At 60.8% G+C, this 16489-nt stretch carries 15 protein-coding genes; 9 read left to right on the top strand and 6 right to left on the bottom strand.

Going from position 1 to position 16489, the window contains the following annotated elements; translation table 11 throughout:
* Positions 1–3 precede the first annotated feature (3 nt).
* From ACIPSK_RS01050 to ACIPSK_RS01035, 4 genes are read left to right on the top strand one after another with little or no spacing between them, the layout of a single operon-like run.
* Complete coding sequence (locus tag ACIPSK_RS01050; protein WP_018246275.1) at positions 4–960, top strand: AAA family ATPase; 957 nt, start codon at positions 4–6, stop codon at positions 958–960.
* A complete protein-coding gene (locus ACIPSK_RS01045) occupies positions 961–2280 on the top strand; it encodes a DUF58 domain-containing protein (RefSeq protein WP_162115199.1) in 1320 nt (439 codons plus the stop codon).
* On the top strand, positions 2280–3356 hold the full coding sequence (locus ACIPSK_RS01040; RefSeq protein WP_162115356.1) for a stage II sporulation protein M: 1077 nt from the start codon (positions 2280–2282) through the stop codon (positions 3354–3356). Before ACIPSK_RS01045 ends, ACIPSK_RS01040 begins: the two co-directional genes overlap by 1 nt.
* Entirely contained in the window at positions 3353–4252 is a 900-nt protein-coding gene (locus ACIPSK_RS01035) for an RDD family protein (RefSeq protein ID WP_162115200.1), read from the top strand. Before ACIPSK_RS01040 ends, ACIPSK_RS01035 begins: the two co-directional genes overlap by 4 nt.
* Positions 4253–4575: 323 nt before the next feature.
* Here ACIPSK_RS01035 and ACIPSK_RS01030 read toward each other — a convergent pair whose 3' ends face one another.
* On the bottom strand, positions 4576–5454 hold the full coding sequence (locus tag ACIPSK_RS01030; protein WP_162115201.1) for an FkbM family methyltransferase: 879 nt from the start codon (positions 5452–5454) through the stop codon (positions 4576–4578).
* Complete coding sequence (locus ACIPSK_RS01025) at positions 5454–7172, bottom strand: adenylate/guanylate cyclase domain-containing protein (protein ID WP_162115202.1); 1719 nt, start codon at positions 7170–7172, stop codon at positions 5454–5456. The genes ACIPSK_RS01030 and ACIPSK_RS01025 overlap by 1 nt, the downstream gene beginning before the upstream one ends.
* A 177-nt stretch (positions 7173–7349) precedes the next feature.
* Between ACIPSK_RS01025 and ACIPSK_RS01020 the strand changes: the two genes are divergently transcribed.
* The gene (locus ACIPSK_RS01020; RefSeq protein ID WP_162115203.1) at positions 7350–8438 is read left to right on the top strand and encodes a glycosyltransferase family 4 protein; all 1089 of its coding nucleotides are present in this window, start codon (positions 7350–7352) and stop codon (positions 8436–8438) included.
* Complete coding sequence (locus ACIPSK_RS01015; protein ID WP_162115204.1) at positions 8438–9178, top strand: polysaccharide deacetylase family protein; 741 nt, start codon at positions 8438–8440, stop codon at positions 9176–9178. The genes ACIPSK_RS01020 and ACIPSK_RS01015 overlap by 1 nt, the downstream gene beginning before the upstream one ends.
* Here the strand turns inward: ACIPSK_RS01015 and ACIPSK_RS01010 are convergent.
* The 3 genes from ACIPSK_RS01010 to ACIPSK_RS01000 all read right to left on the bottom strand — a co-directional run bounded on the left by ACIPSK_RS01010 (position 9175) and on the right by ACIPSK_RS01000 (position 11395).
* Positions 9175–10029, bottom strand: a complete 855-nt coding sequence (locus ACIPSK_RS01010; protein WP_446532624.1) for an alpha/beta fold hydrolase — start codon at positions 10027–10029, stop codon at positions 9175–9177. The genes ACIPSK_RS01015 and ACIPSK_RS01010 overlap by 4 nt on opposite strands.
* 32 nt (positions 10030–10061) lie before the next feature.
* On the bottom strand, positions 10062–10436 hold the full coding sequence (locus ACIPSK_RS01005) for a GFA family protein (protein WP_162115205.1): 375 nt from the start codon (positions 10434–10436) through the stop codon (positions 10062–10064).
* Positions 10437–10564: 128 nt separating this feature from the next.
* Complete coding sequence (locus tag ACIPSK_RS01000) at positions 10565–11395, bottom strand: MBL fold metallo-hydrolase (protein ID WP_017968230.1); 831 nt, start codon at positions 11393–11395, stop codon at positions 10565–10567.
* A 497-nt stretch (positions 11396–11892) separates the two neighbouring features.
* Here ACIPSK_RS01000 and ACIPSK_RS00995 point away from each other — a divergent pair, with 497 nt between their 5' ends.
* Together ACIPSK_RS00995 and ACIPSK_RS00990 are read left to right on the top strand one after the other, a co-directional pair.
* Positions 11893–12561 carry a GntR family transcriptional regulator gene (locus ACIPSK_RS00995; protein WP_064246802.1) on the top strand — a complete coding sequence of 223 codons (669 nt, stop codon included), beginning with the start codon at positions 11893–11895 and terminating at the stop codon, positions 12559–12561.
* Between the two features lie 75 nt (positions 12562–12636).
* On the top strand, positions 12637–13311 hold the full coding sequence (locus ACIPSK_RS00990; protein ID WP_162115206.1) for a GntR family transcriptional regulator: 675 nt from the start codon (positions 12637–12639) through the stop codon (positions 13309–13311).
* A gap of 95 nt (positions 13312–13406) precedes the next feature.
* On the opposite strand, the gene ACIPSK_RS00985 is transcribed toward ACIPSK_RS00990, so the two are convergent.
* On the bottom strand, positions 13407–15302 hold the full coding sequence (locus ACIPSK_RS00985) for a bifunctional sugar phosphate isomerase/epimerase/4-hydroxyphenylpyruvate dioxygenase family protein (RefSeq protein WP_446532622.1): 1896 nt from the start codon (positions 15300–15302) through the stop codon (positions 13407–13409).
* A 248-nt stretch (positions 15303–15550) separates the two neighbouring features.
* Here ACIPSK_RS00985 and ACIPSK_RS00980 point away from each other — a divergent pair, with 248 nt between their 5' ends.
* Entirely contained in the window at positions 15551–16381 is an 831-nt protein-coding gene (locus ACIPSK_RS00980; protein WP_162115208.1) for a transporter substrate-binding domain-containing protein, read from the top strand.
* The last annotated feature ends 108 nt before the right edge of the window (positions 16382–16489 follow it).

Below are 16489 nucleotides of genomic sequence, written 5' to 3'. Positions count from 1 at the left end.
ACCTTGGATCTAGGTGAATTTCGCAATCTTATCGCTGCGGTTCGTGGCGAAATCGGCAAAGCCGTGCAGGGGCAGGATGCGATCATCGATCTCGTCCTGATCTCGATTTTTGCCGGCGGGCACTGCCTGGTCGAAGGTCCGCCCGGCACAGCCAAAACCTTGCTTGCCCGGTCGGTCTCCGCCGCCATGGCGCTGCAATATCGTCGCATCCAATTCACGCCAGACCTGATGCCCGGCGACGTTCTGGGCGTCAATCTCTTCAATTTCCAGACAAATCAGTTCCACCTGACCAAGGGCCCGGTCTTTACCGACATCCTTCTCGCCGATGAGATCAATCGCGCCCCCCCGAAGACGCAATCCGCCCTGCTGCAGGCGATGAACGAGCGGATGGTCACGCTTGACGGAACCGATTATTCCCTGGGACCGGATTTCTTCGTGCTTGCCACGCAAAACCCGATCGAGCAGCAGGGCACCTATCCCTTGCCCGAAGCACAGCTCGATCGCTTTCTGTTCAAGCTCGTCGTCGATTTTCCCAGCCGCGATACGGAAATTGCCATTCTCTCCAAACATGCGACGCAGGCGCTGAAATCAGACCTGCGCAATGCAGGCATCCGTCCGCTGGTCACGAGTGCGGCACTCGCTACAGGGCGGGCGCTGATCGATGCGATCCATCTGGACAACACGATCCTGACCTATATCGTCGACTTGGTGCGCGCCACGCGCTCCGATCCCGACATTCTCTATGGCGCGTCCACCCGCGCCGCCGACGCTGTTGCATCGGCGGTGCGCGTGCGCGCGGCCTTCGAGGGAAGGGATTACGGCTTGCCGGACGATGTTCAGGCGTTGCTGGTGCCTGCCTTGCGCCATCGCATCGTGCTTTCGCCCTCGGCGGAAATTGATGGGCGCACGCCGGACGAGGTGCTGCGCAATATCATGAACCGCGTGGATGCACCCCGTTAAATGCGGCCATCCTCCACTCTGATCGCGCTCGTTCTGATATCAGCCGCGGTGACGGTCTTCGCCAGCGTGTGGTGGCGCGACATGAGCTACCTCTTGCTCCTCATGTGGCTTGCACTTGCAGCCCTGACAGTCGCCGATCTGGTCATCTCCAACCTAGCGGGCAGGATGACGATCGATTTCGATCTGCCGCCGCAGGGCTTTGTCGGCCACACCGCCGCGTTCACAGTCGGCATCCGGCCGCAGAAGGGCCCGCTGTCCCGGAAAATCGAAATCCGGCTCGATCTCGCTTCCGAGCTTATCGTCGACGAAATCAGATGGCTCGACCCGGCATCGGGTGCCGGAGAAGGAGAGGTCAAGGCCTCTCTGGACCTTCATCTGACCCGGCGAGGACGGCACACGGTCAACGAGCTGTGGCTGAAGTGGCCATCGCGATTGAAGCTGCTCGAGATGATCGCGAAGATGCCCGTTGGGCAAGAGATCGCTGTCCAGCCCGACATATCGCCGGTGCTGTCTGGAGCGATCAAGACCCAGATCCTGCCGCTGGAGGCCGGCCAGAAGGATTTGCGGTTGCGCGGCGAGGGATCGGAATTCCACCAGCTGCGTGAATTTGTAAGCGGCATGGATCCGCGCAGCATCGATTGGAAGCGCTCGGCGCGCATGCGCAGTCTCGTCGTGCGCGAGATGAGGGCCGAACGAAACCACCAGATCATCCTCTGCGTCGATTCCGGACGGCTGATGGCCGAGCAGCTTGCCGGCTTCACGAAGCTCGATCGCGCCATCAATGCGGCGCTCGCCATGTGCTGGGGTGCAGGCCTTGCCGGCGATCTCGTCGGCTTCTACAGCTTCGACAGCCGCCCGCGTCTATTCGTGCCGGCCCTGCCCGGACGAGCGGCCTTTCCGCGGCTGCGGACGGTGTGCGCCGGGCTGCGCTACGAAACCCAGGAGACCAACCATACCTTGGGACTGACCCACCTGTCGGGACGCCTGAAGCGACGTTCGCTGATTGTGATATTCTCCGATTTCGTCGACACCATCACCGCGGAGCTGATGATCGAGAACATGCAGGTGCTCGCCCGGCATCACTTCGTCGTCTATGTCGCCTTGCGCGATCCGATGCTGGCCAAGCTCATCGAGCCTCAGGAAACGACGCTCGATGCCGTCGCTCGCTCGGTTGCGGTGCGCCAGATCCTTCAGGAGAGGCGCGCCGTCATGGAAAAGCTGGCGCGTCTCGGGGTGCTTTGCCTCGACAGCACGCCGGAGGCACTGACTTCGGATCTCATTGCTCGCTACATCGAAATCAAATCCCGTGAGATGATATGATGGATATCGGCATCGACGGCAGGATGGATAGGGGCGCGACAGTCAATCTCGGCGCCGTCCAGAACGATACGCTTCGTTCGGCCCGCTTCCGGCTGGAGCGCGAGGCACACTGGCGCCAACTGGACGAACTCGTGACGCGTGCCGAGAAAGGGGGCGCAGCCGCGCTCGGCTATGATGAAGTCCGCAATCTCGCCACCGGATACAGGCAGGCGATGAACTCGCTGAGCGTGGCGCGCGATATTTCACTCGATCGCGCCCTGATCGCCTATCTGGAAAGCCTCTGCGCCCGGGCCTATCTCGTCGTCTACGCTCCACAGGAAAGCCTGGGCGGCCTAATGAGGCGCCTGCTGTTGCACGGCATTCCCCAGGCCGTGCGGCGCTCGGCCCTGCCTTTGTTCATTGGCTTCCTGGCGCTCATTCTGGGGGCGGCTGCCGGATACAGGCTCTGCACCAACGATCCGAGTTGGTTCTATACCTTGGTGCCGCCCGAGATGGCCGATCAGCGCACGCCTGATGCCTCGACCGATTACCTCCGCTCGACCATCTATGGTAATGAAGGGCATGACAGCGACCGGCTGGCCGCATTTTCCACCTTTCTCTTTTCCCACAACACCACCATCGTCATCCTGATCTTCACCCTTGGTGTTTTCCTGTCGGTGCCAAGCTTCATCCTGACCTTTTACAACGGTCTGATCCTCGGCGCGTTCTTCGCGATGTTTTATCGCAGAGGGCTCGGCTACGACGTCTTCGCCTGGCTCTCGATCCACGGCGTGACCGAGCTTGCGGCCATCGCCATTGCCTGCGCGGGTGGGGCAAGGCTCGGACTTGCCGTTCTCCTTCCCGGTGCCAGAACGCGAAAGGAAGCCTTGCGCCACCAGGCGCATGATGCCGTCAAGCTCGCCATCCTGGCGGCGCTGATGCTTGTCGCGGCAGCCTTCATCGAAGGCTTCCTGCGTCAGCTGATCCAGGATCCGCTCTGGCGCATCGTCATCGGTTGGGGGATGGGCCTCTTCTGGGTAGGCTGGCTGCTGCTTGGAGGCCGTGAAAGCATAGCGTCGCGTGAGGCCGTGCGATGAACCGGACAGACACGGACGGCAAGCGGGTCGAGCAGTTCATTCCGCCGGAGGGCGTCCCGATCACCTTCGCCATTGCCTCGATCGGAACCCGTTTCGGCGCGCAATTCCTCGACATCGTCTTCACCTCGATCATCATATTCATCTGCGCTGTGGCCATCATCTTCACAGGCGTACTGCCTACGACGGCGGAGGGGATGCTCATGGTGATGCTCGGTTTTTTGGTGCAGACCCCCTATTACATTCTCTCGGAGCTCATCTGGAACGGACGCACGCTCGGAAAGAGAATCACGGGCATCCGCGTCATCAACATGGACGGACGGCGGCTCACGCCGCACCAGGTGACCGCACGCAACCTGATGAAACAGGTGGAGATTTTCGCCCCCATGGGCCTTTTGGCTTCGGTCGGCACGCAGTCGGTCTGGGAAAACGGTCTGACGAGCCTCTGGCTTCTAGCGGTGGTCGTCGTCCCCTTCACCAACCGACGCCGGCAAAGGCTTGGCGACATCATTGCCGGCACCCTGGTGGTCGACACTCCGCGTTCCGTGCTCTTGTCCGACCTTGCGCTGTCTGCTCCTGCCGCCGTCTCGTCGCAGGCGGAATTCGAATTCCTGCCGGAACATCTCGATATCTACGGCAAATATGAGCTGCAGACGCTGGAGGACGTGCTTCGCGACTCGACGAAGACAGCCAACCATAAAGAGATCGAACAGATCGTGCGAACCATTACCCGGAGGATCCGGTATGAAGACACGGTGAAGCCCGGCCGGGGACTGGTTTTCCTGAATGAGTTCTATCGCGCCCAACGCGAGCATCTCGAGAGCTTGAAGCTTTTCGGCACGCTTCGCGAAAACAAATATCATGAGCATTCGCGATCAGAGGCGAAGAAACTTGTTTGAGATGATTTCGATGGCACTTGCCCCGTCTTGGGAATGAAAAAGGCCGGCCTATCTCAGAACGTTCGCCGACACGCCGGCGCCGCTGCCCTGACAATGAAGGGCGTGGCGTGCCCGCGGCCCCCTCATCCGACCCTTCGGGCCACCTTCTCCCCGCTGGGGAGAAGAGGGAGAATGCGGCTTCGTCATCGACCCCATTGGATGGAGTGCCTTGCGCAGGAGGGTTCGTTTGGGCAGTGCCGGCTCGCCTTGTTCTCCCTTCTCCCCTCGGGGAGAAGGTGGCCCGAAGGGTCGGATGAGGGGGCTGCACTGCACAAGGCCCACCTCTACGGCAAAAACAGCACGTTGTACTGATCGAATTCGCCCGGCAGGTCGCGGACTTTCATTTCCTCTTCGCTGTCCTCGAACAGCACGAGGCAATCCTCGTAGAAGCCGGACAGCATGGATATGAAGTCTTTCGTTCCCTCACGCCCGTAGAAGAGCGGCGTGAATTCCATATAGAGCGGCACGCGGCGGGCAAGCAGCGGCCGCATCGAGCGGCAGGCGACCGGCTCGTAGCCTTCGATATCCATCCAGACGAGGCCGATTGCGGCCGGATCGACCGAAAGACCGGCAAGGATCTCGGAAACCGGTTTCACCGGCACGCTGATCTTCCTGTCTGTCGGGCTTTGACGGATGGCGCTGCTCTTGCCGTGATTGTTGAGGTTGAGGAAAAAGTCGATCTCGCCTTCGCTCTCGCCGGCGGCGCAGTTGACGAGGCGGACTTTCTCCTCCAGCCGATTCTGGCGAATATTGAGGGCAAGCAGCGGGAAATTCCGCGGATCGGGCTCGATGCTGACAACATGGGCGTAGGTGTCGCTGAGGGCGAAATAGACGGTCTGGGTGCCGATATTGCCGCCGATCTCCAGCAGCGTCGCGTCCTTTCGCAAGAGGCCGCGCTCGCGCAGGATGGCGATCAGCCGGTCGACGGCCTCGCGCTCGAAATGGCCCTTTCGGAAGACCTTGCGGCCGATATAGTCGGCGGGCGAGAAGGTCATCAGGTGGTCGCCGGCGTCGATCGTCATCGAGACGACGCGCGGGCCGATATTTTCGATCAGCAAGCGGCGGCCGAAGCGGGTGTCGAAGAAGCGCGAAGCGGCTCTATTGCGCGCCTTGCGCAGCCGGCGGCTCCAGTATTTGGTGGTCAGCCAGGGCTTGCCGGGCATCAGGCTTTTCCTTCGAGCGGTTCCGCCGCTTTCTCTCTCGGAATGACGTAGACTTTCAAGGGCAGGGCCCGGCCGCGCACACTGATTTCACGGCTTTCGATGCCGGAAAGATCAGCACCCGAAAGGCTCGCCACCGGTTCGGAGATGACGATCGCCGCTTCGAACTCTTTTGCAGCGCTTTCCAACCGGCTCGCGACATTGACGGTATCGCCGATCGCCGTCATGCTGCGCACCCGGCCGTATCCCATCGTGCCGACGACGGCGGGACCGGTGTGAATTCCGATGGCGATGCGCAGCGGCAGCGCCAGTTCATCGGCCAACTCGGCAGCGAGTTTCTCGACCTCGGCGACGATCGCGGCTGCTGCGTTGAGCGCCTGGCGGCAGGCTTCCTCCGGCGCGGTATTGAGGCCGAAGAGCGCCATGGCGCCGTCGCCGATGAACTTGTCGAGCCGCCCGCCCGCCTGCTCCACCGCCTTGCCGATGATGGCGAAATAGCGGTTCAGCAGGAATACGACGTCGAAGGGCAGGCGGGTTTCCGTCAGCGTGGTGAAATGGCGGATATCGACGAAGAGCACGGCGATTTCACGCTCGCGGCCGGGGCTCGTTTCCTGGCTGTTGGCAGGAAGGGCTGCCTCGACCGCCGGGACGAGAAGCGGCGCGACCGCAACGTCGCGGTTCGGACGAAGCTGGCAGGCGAGCCGGACATCCGGGCCGGCATTGATGCGCTTCAGCGTCGTCTGCTCCATCTTGTCGGGGGCCGGCAGGCTTTCGTAATCGCCAAAGATCTGCACGCGGCAGGTGGAGCACTGGCCCTTGCCGCCGCAGACGGCATAATGCGGCAGGCCACCGAGCCGGCTCGCTTCCAGCACCGAGAAGCCGCGCGGCACCCGGATCACCTCGCCGCCCGGATAATTCACGGCGACCTGATCGAGCCGCTCCTTCAGCTTGCGCCGGGCGCGGGCGACGACGACGATGAGCAGCGAGGCCGAGAAGGCGCCGTAGAGCCCGGCGCGGATCACGGCGACCTGACGGTGAACGTCCGGGTTCGAGGCGTAACGGGTGTTGACCCCCTCCTTGTAGGCGCTGACCGTCATTGACTGCTGGTAGGAAGGGTCGGCGAGCGCCCGGCCCATTTCGACGAAGCCCAGCAGCGCGAGCACCGGCACGAGGATAGCAAGCGCCAGCATTAGCGGAGCGAAGTCCGGATACCAGGAGCGGTAGCGCAGCCAGAAATGGATGCCGATGCAGCCGTGGATCCAGACGGCGACAACGGCGAACACCTGCCGAACGCCGTTTGTCGGGTTCCTGATCCAGAGCATTCCGACGACCGTCTCGTAGTCATCGATGTAGCCGTAGAATTCGTGGGCGATGCGCGTACCGATGACATGATCGAGGAGCAGCAGCGGGATCATCAAGCCGAGCACGATCTGCGCCATTTCCCCCTTCGGCATGACGAGGCTGCGGCGCATGTAGATGGCGCGCAGCACCAGCGCGATATGGATGAGGACCGACGAATAGAAGATGGCGGTCCCCAGAGGATTGCGCCAGATCGCCAGGAAGAGGTGGGCGGCTTTATCGGCGGCAGCGACGGAAATCAGGCCAATCGCATGGTTCGACAAATGCAAGAGGACGAAGATGAAAATGACGAGGCCGGAACCGAGCCTCGCCCTTCTGATCGTACGCTCCGAAAAAATCCCTGTGGCCGAGACCGTCGTCATTCATTCCCGTTCTTGTCGATGTAACCGCAGGCCCATAGAGATTGAGAAAGAGGCGGAATTGCTTCGATCGCGATCACATTCCATATGCTTATGCGCAAGTTTCCGGCAAAGGGACAAGAGCGGAATTTTTCCGACGGGCGCGAAAGTTGTAAACAGTCTGTCTCACGTGAGGTGTCAATGCGGGTGGCTTTCTACGCGCCGATGAAATCGCCGAACCATCCGGTGCCGTCGGGCGACCGGCTGATGGCGCGACTGCTGATCCGGGCACTGGAGCTTGGCGGGCATCAGGTCGACGTCGCCTCCGAATTCCGTACCTATGCCTCGACACCGCAAGCCGCAGCGGCGCTTGAACCCGCCATCGGCGCCGAACTGGAGCGGCTGCGGCTAAGATGGAAATCCGCGCCGCGGCCGGAACTCTGGTTCTGCTACCACCCCTATTACAAATCGCCCGATCCCTTCGGGCCGGCGATATCAGCCGAATTCGCAATTCCCTACGTCACCGCCGAATCCTCCTATGCGGCAAAACGCGATCGAACCGGCTGGGCAGCTTCACAGAAGCTGGTGGGCGAGGCGATCATGCGGGCGGCGGTCAATATCAGCTTCACCGGGCGCGACCAGGCCGGACTTGCCGCCGCCTTTGCGCAGGCGCGCCTTGCCAGGCTCAACCCCTTCATCGACACGGCGTTGTTCGAGACGGTGTCGCCAGCGCCCGATCAGCGCCGGCTGATGACGGTCGCGATGATGCGGGCCGGCGACAAGATGGACAGTTATGTCATGCTTGCAAAAGCGTTGCGGCTGATCGAAGACCGGCTCTGGACGCTGGCCGTCATCGGCGATGGTCCGTTGCGGCAAGAGGTGGAGGCGCTGTTTGCCGGCTTTCCCGGCCGCATCGAATGGCTGGGCGAGCGGAATGTCGTCGAGATCGCCGAATTGCTCGGACATGGCGGCATCTATGTCTGGCCCGGCTGCGGCGAAGCCTACGGTCTCGCCTATCTCGAGGCCCAGGCAGCCGGTCTTCCTGTCGTGGCGCAGGCAACGGCAGGCGTGCCAGCGGTGGTCGAGGCTGGCGTGACCGGCCTGCTGACGCCGGAGGGTGATGTCGCTGCCTATGCAAGGGCGATCGCAACCCTGCTCGGCGACGGTCAAAAGCGTGACGCGATGGGGCAGGCGGCACGATGCTTCGTGCTCGAGGAGCGTTCGCTTGCGAGGGCTGCCCGTGTCTTGGACGGGATTTTGCGCAGAAGCGCAGGAACAGGAGTGAGGTGATGAACTGGGAACCGTTGGGCCGCGAGCTTGAACGCTGGCGTGCCGCCGGCCGCGTGGTGCGGTTCTGGCTCAGGGACGACGACGCCGTCGAGCCGACGCCTGATCTGGAAAAGCTGCTGTCGCTGACCGGCGACAACGGAATTCCGCTGACGCTTGCCGTCATTCCCGCCCTGACGGGTGAGGCATTGGCCGCGCGGCTGGCGGGGGGAGCAGGCGTCGCTGTCGCCGTGCACGGCTGGTCCCACACCAATCACGCCGGACCTGAGCGCAAGAAGCAGGAACTCGGCGGCGAACGGGCGTCCGAGGTGGTGCTCGGCGAGTTGCGTGAGGGATTACAGCGCCTGAAGCGGCTCCATCCGGCTCGCTTCCTGCCGGTGCTGGTGCCGCCGTGGAACCGGATCGATGCCGCCCTGATTCCTGCATTGCCCGAACTCGGCTTTGCCGCGCTTTCGACTTACGGGCGGGCAAGAGAGGGCGGACCAATCCCGCTGCTCAACACCCACGTCGACATTATTGACTGGCACGGCACGCGCGGCGGCCGCAGCGAGGGGGAACTGGTGGCCGAACTGATCGCTGAACTCCGCGACCGGCTTGCCGGCACCGACGAGCCGATCGGCGTGCTCACTCACCATCTGGTTCATGATGCGGCCGCCTGGGATTTTCTGTCCGCCTTGTTTGCAGCGACGGGCCGGCATCCCGCCGTCCGCTGGTCATCGGCGTCGGAATTGCTAGAGCCTTAGACATTGCCGATCAGGCGGCGTGAAACTCGCCCGAGAAACTCTCGCATGAGTGCTACGACGTCATCGAGATGCGTCTCGAGCAGCCAGTGGCCGCCGCCGAGCAGATGCAGTTCGGGATCCGGCAGATCGCGCATGTAGGCTCGCGCCGATTTTTCCGGCATGTAGTGATCATTCGGACCCCAGACGATTAAAGTCGGAGGCCGATATTCGCGCAGATATTTGCGGTGTTCCGGGAACCACGCCCGGTTCTCCTTCAGTCCGGCGATCAGGTCGATGGCGATTTCCTTGCGCCGCGGCGTGATCAGCGACCAGTGCAGCTTCCAGAGATCCGGCGGGACCGTGTCGGCCAGAAGCGGCGGCAGATCGTTGAGGAATTCCTCCTTGAAGGTCTCCTCGCTGACTGCCTCCGCCAGCACCTTCTTCATCTCGGATCTCGGAAGCGTCCATGTCGCCTCGATCTCCGCATACTTCGGCCCGAGGGCATCATCATAGGGGATGTCGCCGTTCTGGATGATCAGCGCCAAGATGCGCTGGGGGTCCTTGATCGCCAACCGCGCACCGATAGGCGACCCGAAGTCGTGGAGGTAGAGGACAAACCGGTCGACATTCATCGCGCTGACGAAGGCCTCCAGCCAGGCAGCGTATCCGTCGAAGCTGTAGTCGAAATCATCAGGCGTGCCGCTGTAGCCCGCACCCGGGAAATCCGGCGCAATCAGGCGCCAATGGTCGGCAAGGCGTGGCATGAGATTGCGAAATTCATAGGATGAGCAGGGATATCCGTGCGGCAGCAACAAGACCGGAGCATCTTCTCGGCCGGCCTCGCGGTAAAAAGTCTCGACGCCTGCAACCATAACGAAGTGATGTCGGACGAGCGTGGCCACATTCACGTTCGGTCCTCCTCATACTGCTCGGCGCCCTCCACCGGTCGCAGCCACGCTTCGCGGCGCTTGATCCAGAGTTCGTAGCGTGGCACCAGTGGCGTCGGCGCCTGCGAGAGGATGCCGAGCTTGATTTCCGCCTCCTGGTCATCGGCGGAAAACAGGCGCGCGCCGCAGCCGGTGCAGAAGCGTCGGCCGTGGAATTCGCCGGTTTCGCCGGAATGTTCAAACTGGCCGGCGGGCCAGACCCCGTAGAAGGTGAAGGCCGAACCGCTTTCTTTTCTGCAGTCGGTACAATGACAGATGCCGACGCGCAGCGGTTCGCCCCGCACAGAAAGCTGCACCTGCCCGCAAAGGCATTGTCCGGAAAGCACGGTCATGGCTGATACCCCGTTTCATCGATCTTGCGCTGCCGGGAAAACGGTCGGACCCGGCATCTGTTCCGTCAGCAAGGCGCAAGCTGCCGGGCGCGCCTACTTGCGCGGCGGGTGCAGGAGACTTGTCGGTTCTAGACCACCATAGTCTGGTTGTCGCGGGCGGCGAAGGCGCCGGGGAAAGCGTCCTGCGCCTGCGCTTCCATCTGCGCCAGCTGTTCGTCCGTGCGGGAGGGCGCGTGGTGGAACAAGGCGAAGCGCTTCGCGCCGGCCATTTTCGCAAGCTCGGTGCCGTGCTGCCAGGTCGAATGGCCGAAGCCCTTGAAACGCTGCATCTCGTCTTCATTGTAAGTACAGTCGTAGACGACGAGATCGGCGCCCTGCATCATCTCCAGCGAAACCGGATCGTAGCTGCCTGGAATATGCTCGATGTCATAGACGAGAGCGACCGAACGGCCCTGCCATTCGATGCGGTAGCCGATGGCGCCGCCCGGATGGTTCAGCATGAAGGTCTTGATCTCGATGCCCGCATGGGGCGTCAGCACCTGACCGGCATGGAAATCGCGGAAGTTCATCGTCGCCTGGCAGATGTCGGTCTTAACCGGAAACCAGGGCGGGCTGATGAACTGCTCGACCATTTCCCGCGTGCTCATCTTGCCATGGAGATGGCCGGACCAGATGTTGACGTTGATCGAGGGATAATAGATCGCCTTGAAGAAGGGCAGGCCGATGATGTGGTCGTAGTGGCAGTGGCTGAAGAACAGATCGACGTCGCTGACGCTGTCGGCGAGCAGCGAGAGCCCAGCCTCGCGCAGGCCGGAGCCCGCGTCGAAGATCATCCGATGTTCTCCGCAGCGAATTTCGATGCAGGAAGTGTTACCGCCGTAGCGATCGAACTCGGGGCCCGACACGGGAATACTGCCGCGGACGCCCCAAAATTTTACCTGAAATAAATCTGTCGTCATCGTTCTTCAAACCGGCCTTCCCGCATCGCCATCGTAGTCATTGTTCATCCCGATGCGAAGCAGTAGAATTCCACGGGTTTGCCTGCGGCCCCTTTCATTCTCCTAACCGCTAGCGGAAGAAGAAGTAGATTTTCCTAAGCAATCGGCTTTCGCTTCGGAAAGCAACCCAGTATGGTTGGTTTTCGGTAAACGGGCTGCTGAGGGCGGGACATTTTCCCGTACGTCATGCCTATTAGATGGTTGCGCGCGATTGAAAAAACAATTGCCGCCCTGTTGAGCCGAAAAATCCAGTTTTAATAGCAGCACGAAAGCCCCGTGAAAGGGCTTCGCCCAACACGCATGGGGCACGGTGTTATGGTCAGGCCCTGCCGGCCGCTTCCACGTTCTTCGGCAGCATCATATGAGAAAATTCTAGTTCCTGTTCTGCGAATGTTTTCTTGATTGAGAATGCCAGAAAGAGATATATCCGACGATACAGAAAATATAAGAGAATCGCCATGTTGCAGCCGGTTATCAACGAGACCATTGCCGAGAGCAGCTACAGGCGCATTCGGGCCGACATCATTTTTGGCCGGCTGGCTCCAGGACAAAAATTGAAGTTGGAAAGCCTGAAGGAGTCCTACGAGACCAGCATCAGTACACTTCGGGAGGTGCTGAACCGGCTGTCCTCCGAGGGGCTTGTCGTTGCCGAGGGACAAAAGGGTTTCGAAGTGTCTCCGGTATCCGTTTCGGACCTCAAGGAGACAGCGGCGCTGAGGCTTCTGCTGGAAACACATGCGCTGGAACAGTCGTTCGTGCATGGCGACGTAGAGTGGGAGGCTCCCCTCGTATCGGCGCATTACAAATTGGCGCGGATGGAACGGGTGATGGCATCCGGCGACACCAGCAGGGCCGAGGACTGGAAGCGCTACGACTGGGAGTTCCACCAGGCCCTGATATCCGCCTGCGGGTCGAAGCTGCTGATGGAGACGCATTCGGTGATCTTCGACAGATATCTCAGATATCAGATGGTTGCCTTGTCCTATCGAGGCGATGTCGCCGCCAATGAACACCAGCAGCTTTTGGATGCGGCGCTGCGACGTGATGCGGAGACGGCCAAGCGCGTGCTTGTGCTGCATATCCAAGGCGGGGTCGAACATGCGCTGGCAAGAGGGACGCTGAAATAGAAATGATCCGGATGTTGCTCTTCGAGCTTTAGGTCCACCAACATAGGTGACATTTCGGCAAAACCAGGAAAAGCCATGCTCAAGCAAATCCATGACCCGGCTGAAACAGTAAGCGATGTCGTCTTCCGGCAGATCCGCCAGGATATTATATCTGGGACATTGCCGCCGGGGGCCAAGATCAAGCTGGAGCAGGCAAAGGAGCGCTACTCCATCGGCATTTCATCGCTGCGTGAAATTCTAAGCCGCCTGACGACGGAAAACCTCGTTGTCGCCGAGGGGCAGCGCGGCTTTGAAGTCAGCCCTGCTTCGCGCCGCGAACTTCTGGAGCTCGCCGACCTCCGGATTGTTCTTGAAACGCATGCGATCGGCCTTGCCTTCGCTGCGGGAAATCTTGAATGGGAGGGGCGCATCGTCGCTGCCCATCACAGGCTGGCTGCCGCCGAACGCAAGCTGCTTGCGGGTGACGTCTCGCGGACCGTCGACTGGGTTCGATACGACTGGGAGTTCCATCAGGCGATCGTCTCGGCCTGCAATTCAGCGACGCTGATGGCGACATTGTCGTCGGTCTTCGACCGCTTTCTTCGTTACCATATGCTGGCTGAGAGTTTTCGCGGCAAGCCAGTCGTCGATGACCACAGGCTTTTGTTTGAACTTTCCATTCAGCGCGACGTCGCTGGCGCGACCGACGTCGTCAGAAGGCACGTTCAAAGCGGCGTGGAGCATGTGCTGAAGAGCGGCCGGATTCGCTAGAGCAATTCCGGGAAAAGTGCGAAGCAGTTTTTCAAAACAAAAGCTTAGAGTGGCTCTGCTCTCGATGAAAAACTGAACCGCTCTAAACCAGGGCCTCAAGAGGCGTCTTTCGGAATTCCTTCCGGACGCATCTGTTTCTTCAGGGCGGCGATCCGGAAAATTGCGTTCGGCGCGCCGTAGCCGCGGTAGCCGCGGCGCTCGACGATCTCGAAAAAGAAACCCTCTCCATAGGTTCCGCTATAGAGCTGGAAATATTCGCCATGCTCGTCCCGATCATAGAGGATGTTCTCCGCCTTCAGCCGCTCGGTCAGGGCAGGATCGAGGCCGAAGCGTGCTTCGACGTCATCGTAGTAGTTCGGCGAAATGTGCAGCGATCTGAAACCACAGGCGCGAAGGTTTTCGGCGGTTGCAAAGATGTCGTCGGTCAGGAACGCCAGGTGCTGGATGCCGGCCCCGAATTTCTCGGCCATGAAATGTCCCGCCAAGGTGCGGCGGTTCTCGGCGCCGTTCATGGTGATGCGCAGCGCCCCGGTGTCGTTCTCGACGACTTGACTGCGGACCACCCCGGCCGGATCGATGATATCGACCATCGGGGTCTTCCGCGTCTCGAAAATGGAGGTGTAGAACAAAAGCCAGGTGAGCATTTCATCGTAGCCGACCGTCTGGGCGACGTGATCAATGCGCAAAAGACCAGCAGACGGCGCGTCGCTGTCGTCCGTGACCGGCTGAAAGTCGATTTCGGAGAAGCGACCCAATGCGCTCTTGTCGTCGATGAGATAGATGATCCCGCCTCCCACGCCCCGAATGGCAGGCAGCTCGAGCTCACCGTCTGCGACAGGCTGGGTGAACGGCTCTGCATCCAAGGCGAGCGCCCGCTCATAGGCCTTTGTCGCATCGTCCACGATCAGGGCCATGGCATAGGCAAAAGTACCGTGAACGGCGTAGGCCGCATTCGCAAATCCTGCCTGATCGACATTGACGAGGATCCGGATCTCGCCCTGCTCGAAGAGGGAGACCTTTTTCGTGCGGTGGACCGCCGTCTTTTTGAACCCGAGAGTGCGCAGCAATGCAACCAGTTCGACTTCGTCTTCCTCGTCCGTGGCAAACTCGACGAAGCCGACGCCCTTGACGGAAGGCCTTTCCGGCATCGCCGCCCCGGTCATGCTGCCGATGCCGAGATGGCGTCGGACCTGATCGCCAAGATAGATTAGCGAGCGGTGGCCATCGGCGGCAATCGCCCGCGATAAACCGCCTCGAAACTGGTCGTTGAAGATCTCCAGGGAGAAATACCCGTCATAACCTGTTGCCGCGACGGCTTCGGTGAACGCCGTGACGGGAAGGTCGCCTTCCCCCGGCATGTTTCGGAAGTGGCGGCTCCAATAGAGCAGGTCCATGTCAATCAGCGGCGCATCGGCAAGCTGGACGATGAAGATCTTCTCCTTAGGAATCGAGCGGATGGAATTGACGTCGATCTTGCGCGACAAAGTGTGGAAGCTGTCGAGGGTAAGACCGACATTCGGATGATCGGCGCGACGGACGATCTCCCAGGCGTCGCGGTGGTCGCTGATATGGCGACCCCAGGCAAGCGCCTCGTAGCCCACCCTCAGTCCTCGCCTGGCGGCACGCTCGCCGAGTTCATGAAAGTCCTCTGCCGCCCGGTCGATGCCGCCGATCGCGGCCGGCGAGACGTTTGAACAGACGAGCACCAGGTCCGTTCCCAGCTGCTGCATGACGTCGAACTTCCGTTCCGCGCGGTCAAACGTGCGGCTCCGCAGCGGCTCCGGCATGCCCTCGAAATCACGAAATGGCTGAAACAGGGTAATCTCCAGGCCGTGGTCGCGGACGAGTTTTCCGACATCGGCCGGGCTGCCGTCGAAGGCGAGGAAGTCATTCTCAAAGATCTCGACGCCGTCGAAGCCCGCTCGGGCGATCGCCTCGAGCTTCTCCGGCAGTTCGCCGCTGATCGTTACAGTCGCAATCGAGGTCCTCATGTCAAAGCCCTTCCGATATCCGTGCGGGATTGAACGAGCGCCGAACACAAAGATGCATTCCAGAAAACCGCTCGTTACTATTATGGCAAATGTCGTGAGGAATTCAAATAGCGTGTCTTATTATAAACTCTCATATGATTTTAAAACACTCTGTTGATTTCAGTGCTCTTCTCTGGCAATCATTCCTCACACAGTCAAAAGGTGAGGTGGCTGTCCGGTCGAATGACCGCCAAAGGAGGAGGAGTTACATGTTCAAGTCTTTGCTAACGCGCCGAAACGCGATGCTCGGAGCCGCGGCCCTGGTGGCTGCCGTCATCCTGGCGCAACCGGCAGCCGCCATCACGCCTGATGAAATCAAGGCTCGCGGCAAGATCATCGTCGGAATTCAGGGTGACAACCCGCCCTGGGGCTTTGTGACCAGCGGCGGCAAACAGGACGGCCTCGACGCCGACATCGCAACGCTGTTTGCCAAGGAACTGGGTGTATCCGTCGAGTTCGTGCCGCTTGAAGTCAACAATCGCATTCCCGCACTGACGGCCGGCCGTGTCGACGTTCTCTTCGCAACGATGGCGATGCTGCCGGATCGCGCAAAGGCCGTGCAGTTCAGCAAGCCCTATGTTGCCAACGCGATCGTTCTGATTGGTCCGAAATCGGCTGAGATCAAGACGAATGCCGACATGGCCAAGTTCACGGTCGGCGTCGCCAAGGGTGCGGCTCAGGACACCCAGGTCACCAAGAACGCACCGCCGAGCACCACCATCCGCCGCTATGATGGCGACGCCGCGAGCGTCCAGGCTCTAGTGTCGGGCCAGGTCGAGACGCTTGGTGGCAACATCTTCTACATGGACCGGGTGGAGAAGGCCCGTCCAGGCGAATTCGAAAACAAGCTTGAGTTCCAGAAGCTTTACAATGGTGCTTGCACGCGTCTCGGCGAAAAGGAAATCAATGCGGCGCTGAACACCTTTATCGACAAGATCAAGGCCAACGGCGATCTCAAGGCCATCTATGACAAGTGGATGAAGGTTCCGGTCCCGGAATTCCCGGAAAAGCTGGAAGGCATTCCGTTCGCGGCGAACTGAAAGCTCATAAATCGAGCATTTAGTCGAGGAGGTGGGCATTCCTGGTGATGCCCGCCAACGTCACCATCATGTTTCGAGACCGGCTTCGGCCCGCGTCCGGGAGCGCGA

The sequence above is a fragment of the Rhizobium sp. LARHSG275 genome, assembly GCF_052871115.1.
Note: the sequence above shows the minus strand (reverse complement) of the source record. Positions and strands in the feature narration are given on the sequence as shown.

Coding starts and splice junctions, on each gene's coding strand:
- ACIPSK_RS01045 (WP_162115199.1), top strand. CDS start 961: ATGCGGCCATCCTCCACTCTGATCGCGCTCGTTCTGATATCAGCCGCG.
- ACIPSK_RS01040 (WP_162115356.1), top strand. CDS start 2,280: ATGGATATCGGCATCGACGGCAGGATGGATAGGGGCGCGACAGTCAAT.
- ACIPSK_RS01035 (WP_162115200.1), top strand. CDS start 3,353: ATGAACCGGACAGACACGGACGGCAAGCGGGTCGAGCAGTTCATTCCG.
- ACIPSK_RS01030 (WP_162115201.1), bottom strand. CDS start 5,454: ATGCCCGGCAAGCCCTGGCTGACCACCAAATACTGGAGCCGCCGGCTG.
- ACIPSK_RS01025 (WP_162115202.1), bottom strand. CDS start 7,172: ATGACGACGGTCTCGGCCACAGGGATTTTTTCGGAGCGTACGATCAGA.
- ACIPSK_RS01020 (WP_162115203.1), top strand. CDS start 7,350: ATGCGGGTGGCTTTCTACGCGCCGATGAAATCGCCGAACCATCCGGTG.
- ACIPSK_RS01015 (WP_162115204.1), top strand. CDS start 8,438: ATGAACTGGGAACCGTTGGGCCGCGAGCTTGAACGCTGGCGTGCCGCC.
- ACIPSK_RS01010 (WP_446532624.1), bottom strand. CDS start 10,029: ATGGTTGCAGGCGTCGAGACTTTTTACCGCGAGGCCGGCCGAGAAGAT.
- ACIPSK_RS01005 (WP_162115205.1), bottom strand. CDS start 10,436: ATGACCGTGCTTTCCGGACAATGCCTTTGCGGGCAGGTGCAGCTTTCT.
- ACIPSK_RS01000 (WP_017968230.1), bottom strand. CDS start 11,395: ATGACGACAGATTTATTTCAGGTAAAATTTTGGGGCGTCCGCGGCAGT.
- ACIPSK_RS00995 (WP_064246802.1), top strand. CDS start 11,893: ATGTTGCAGCCGGTTATCAACGAGACCATTGCCGAGAGCAGCTACAGG.
- ACIPSK_RS00990 (WP_162115206.1), top strand. CDS start 12,637: ATGCTCAAGCAAATCCATGACCCGGCTGAAACAGTAAGCGATGTCGTC.
- ACIPSK_RS00985 (WP_446532622.1), bottom strand. CDS start 15,302: ATGAGGACCTCGATTGCGACTGTAACGATCAGCGGCGAACTGCCGGAG.
- ACIPSK_RS00980 (WP_162115208.1), top strand. CDS start 15,551: ATGTTCAAGTCTTTGCTAACGCGCCGAAACGCGATGCTCGGAGCCGCG.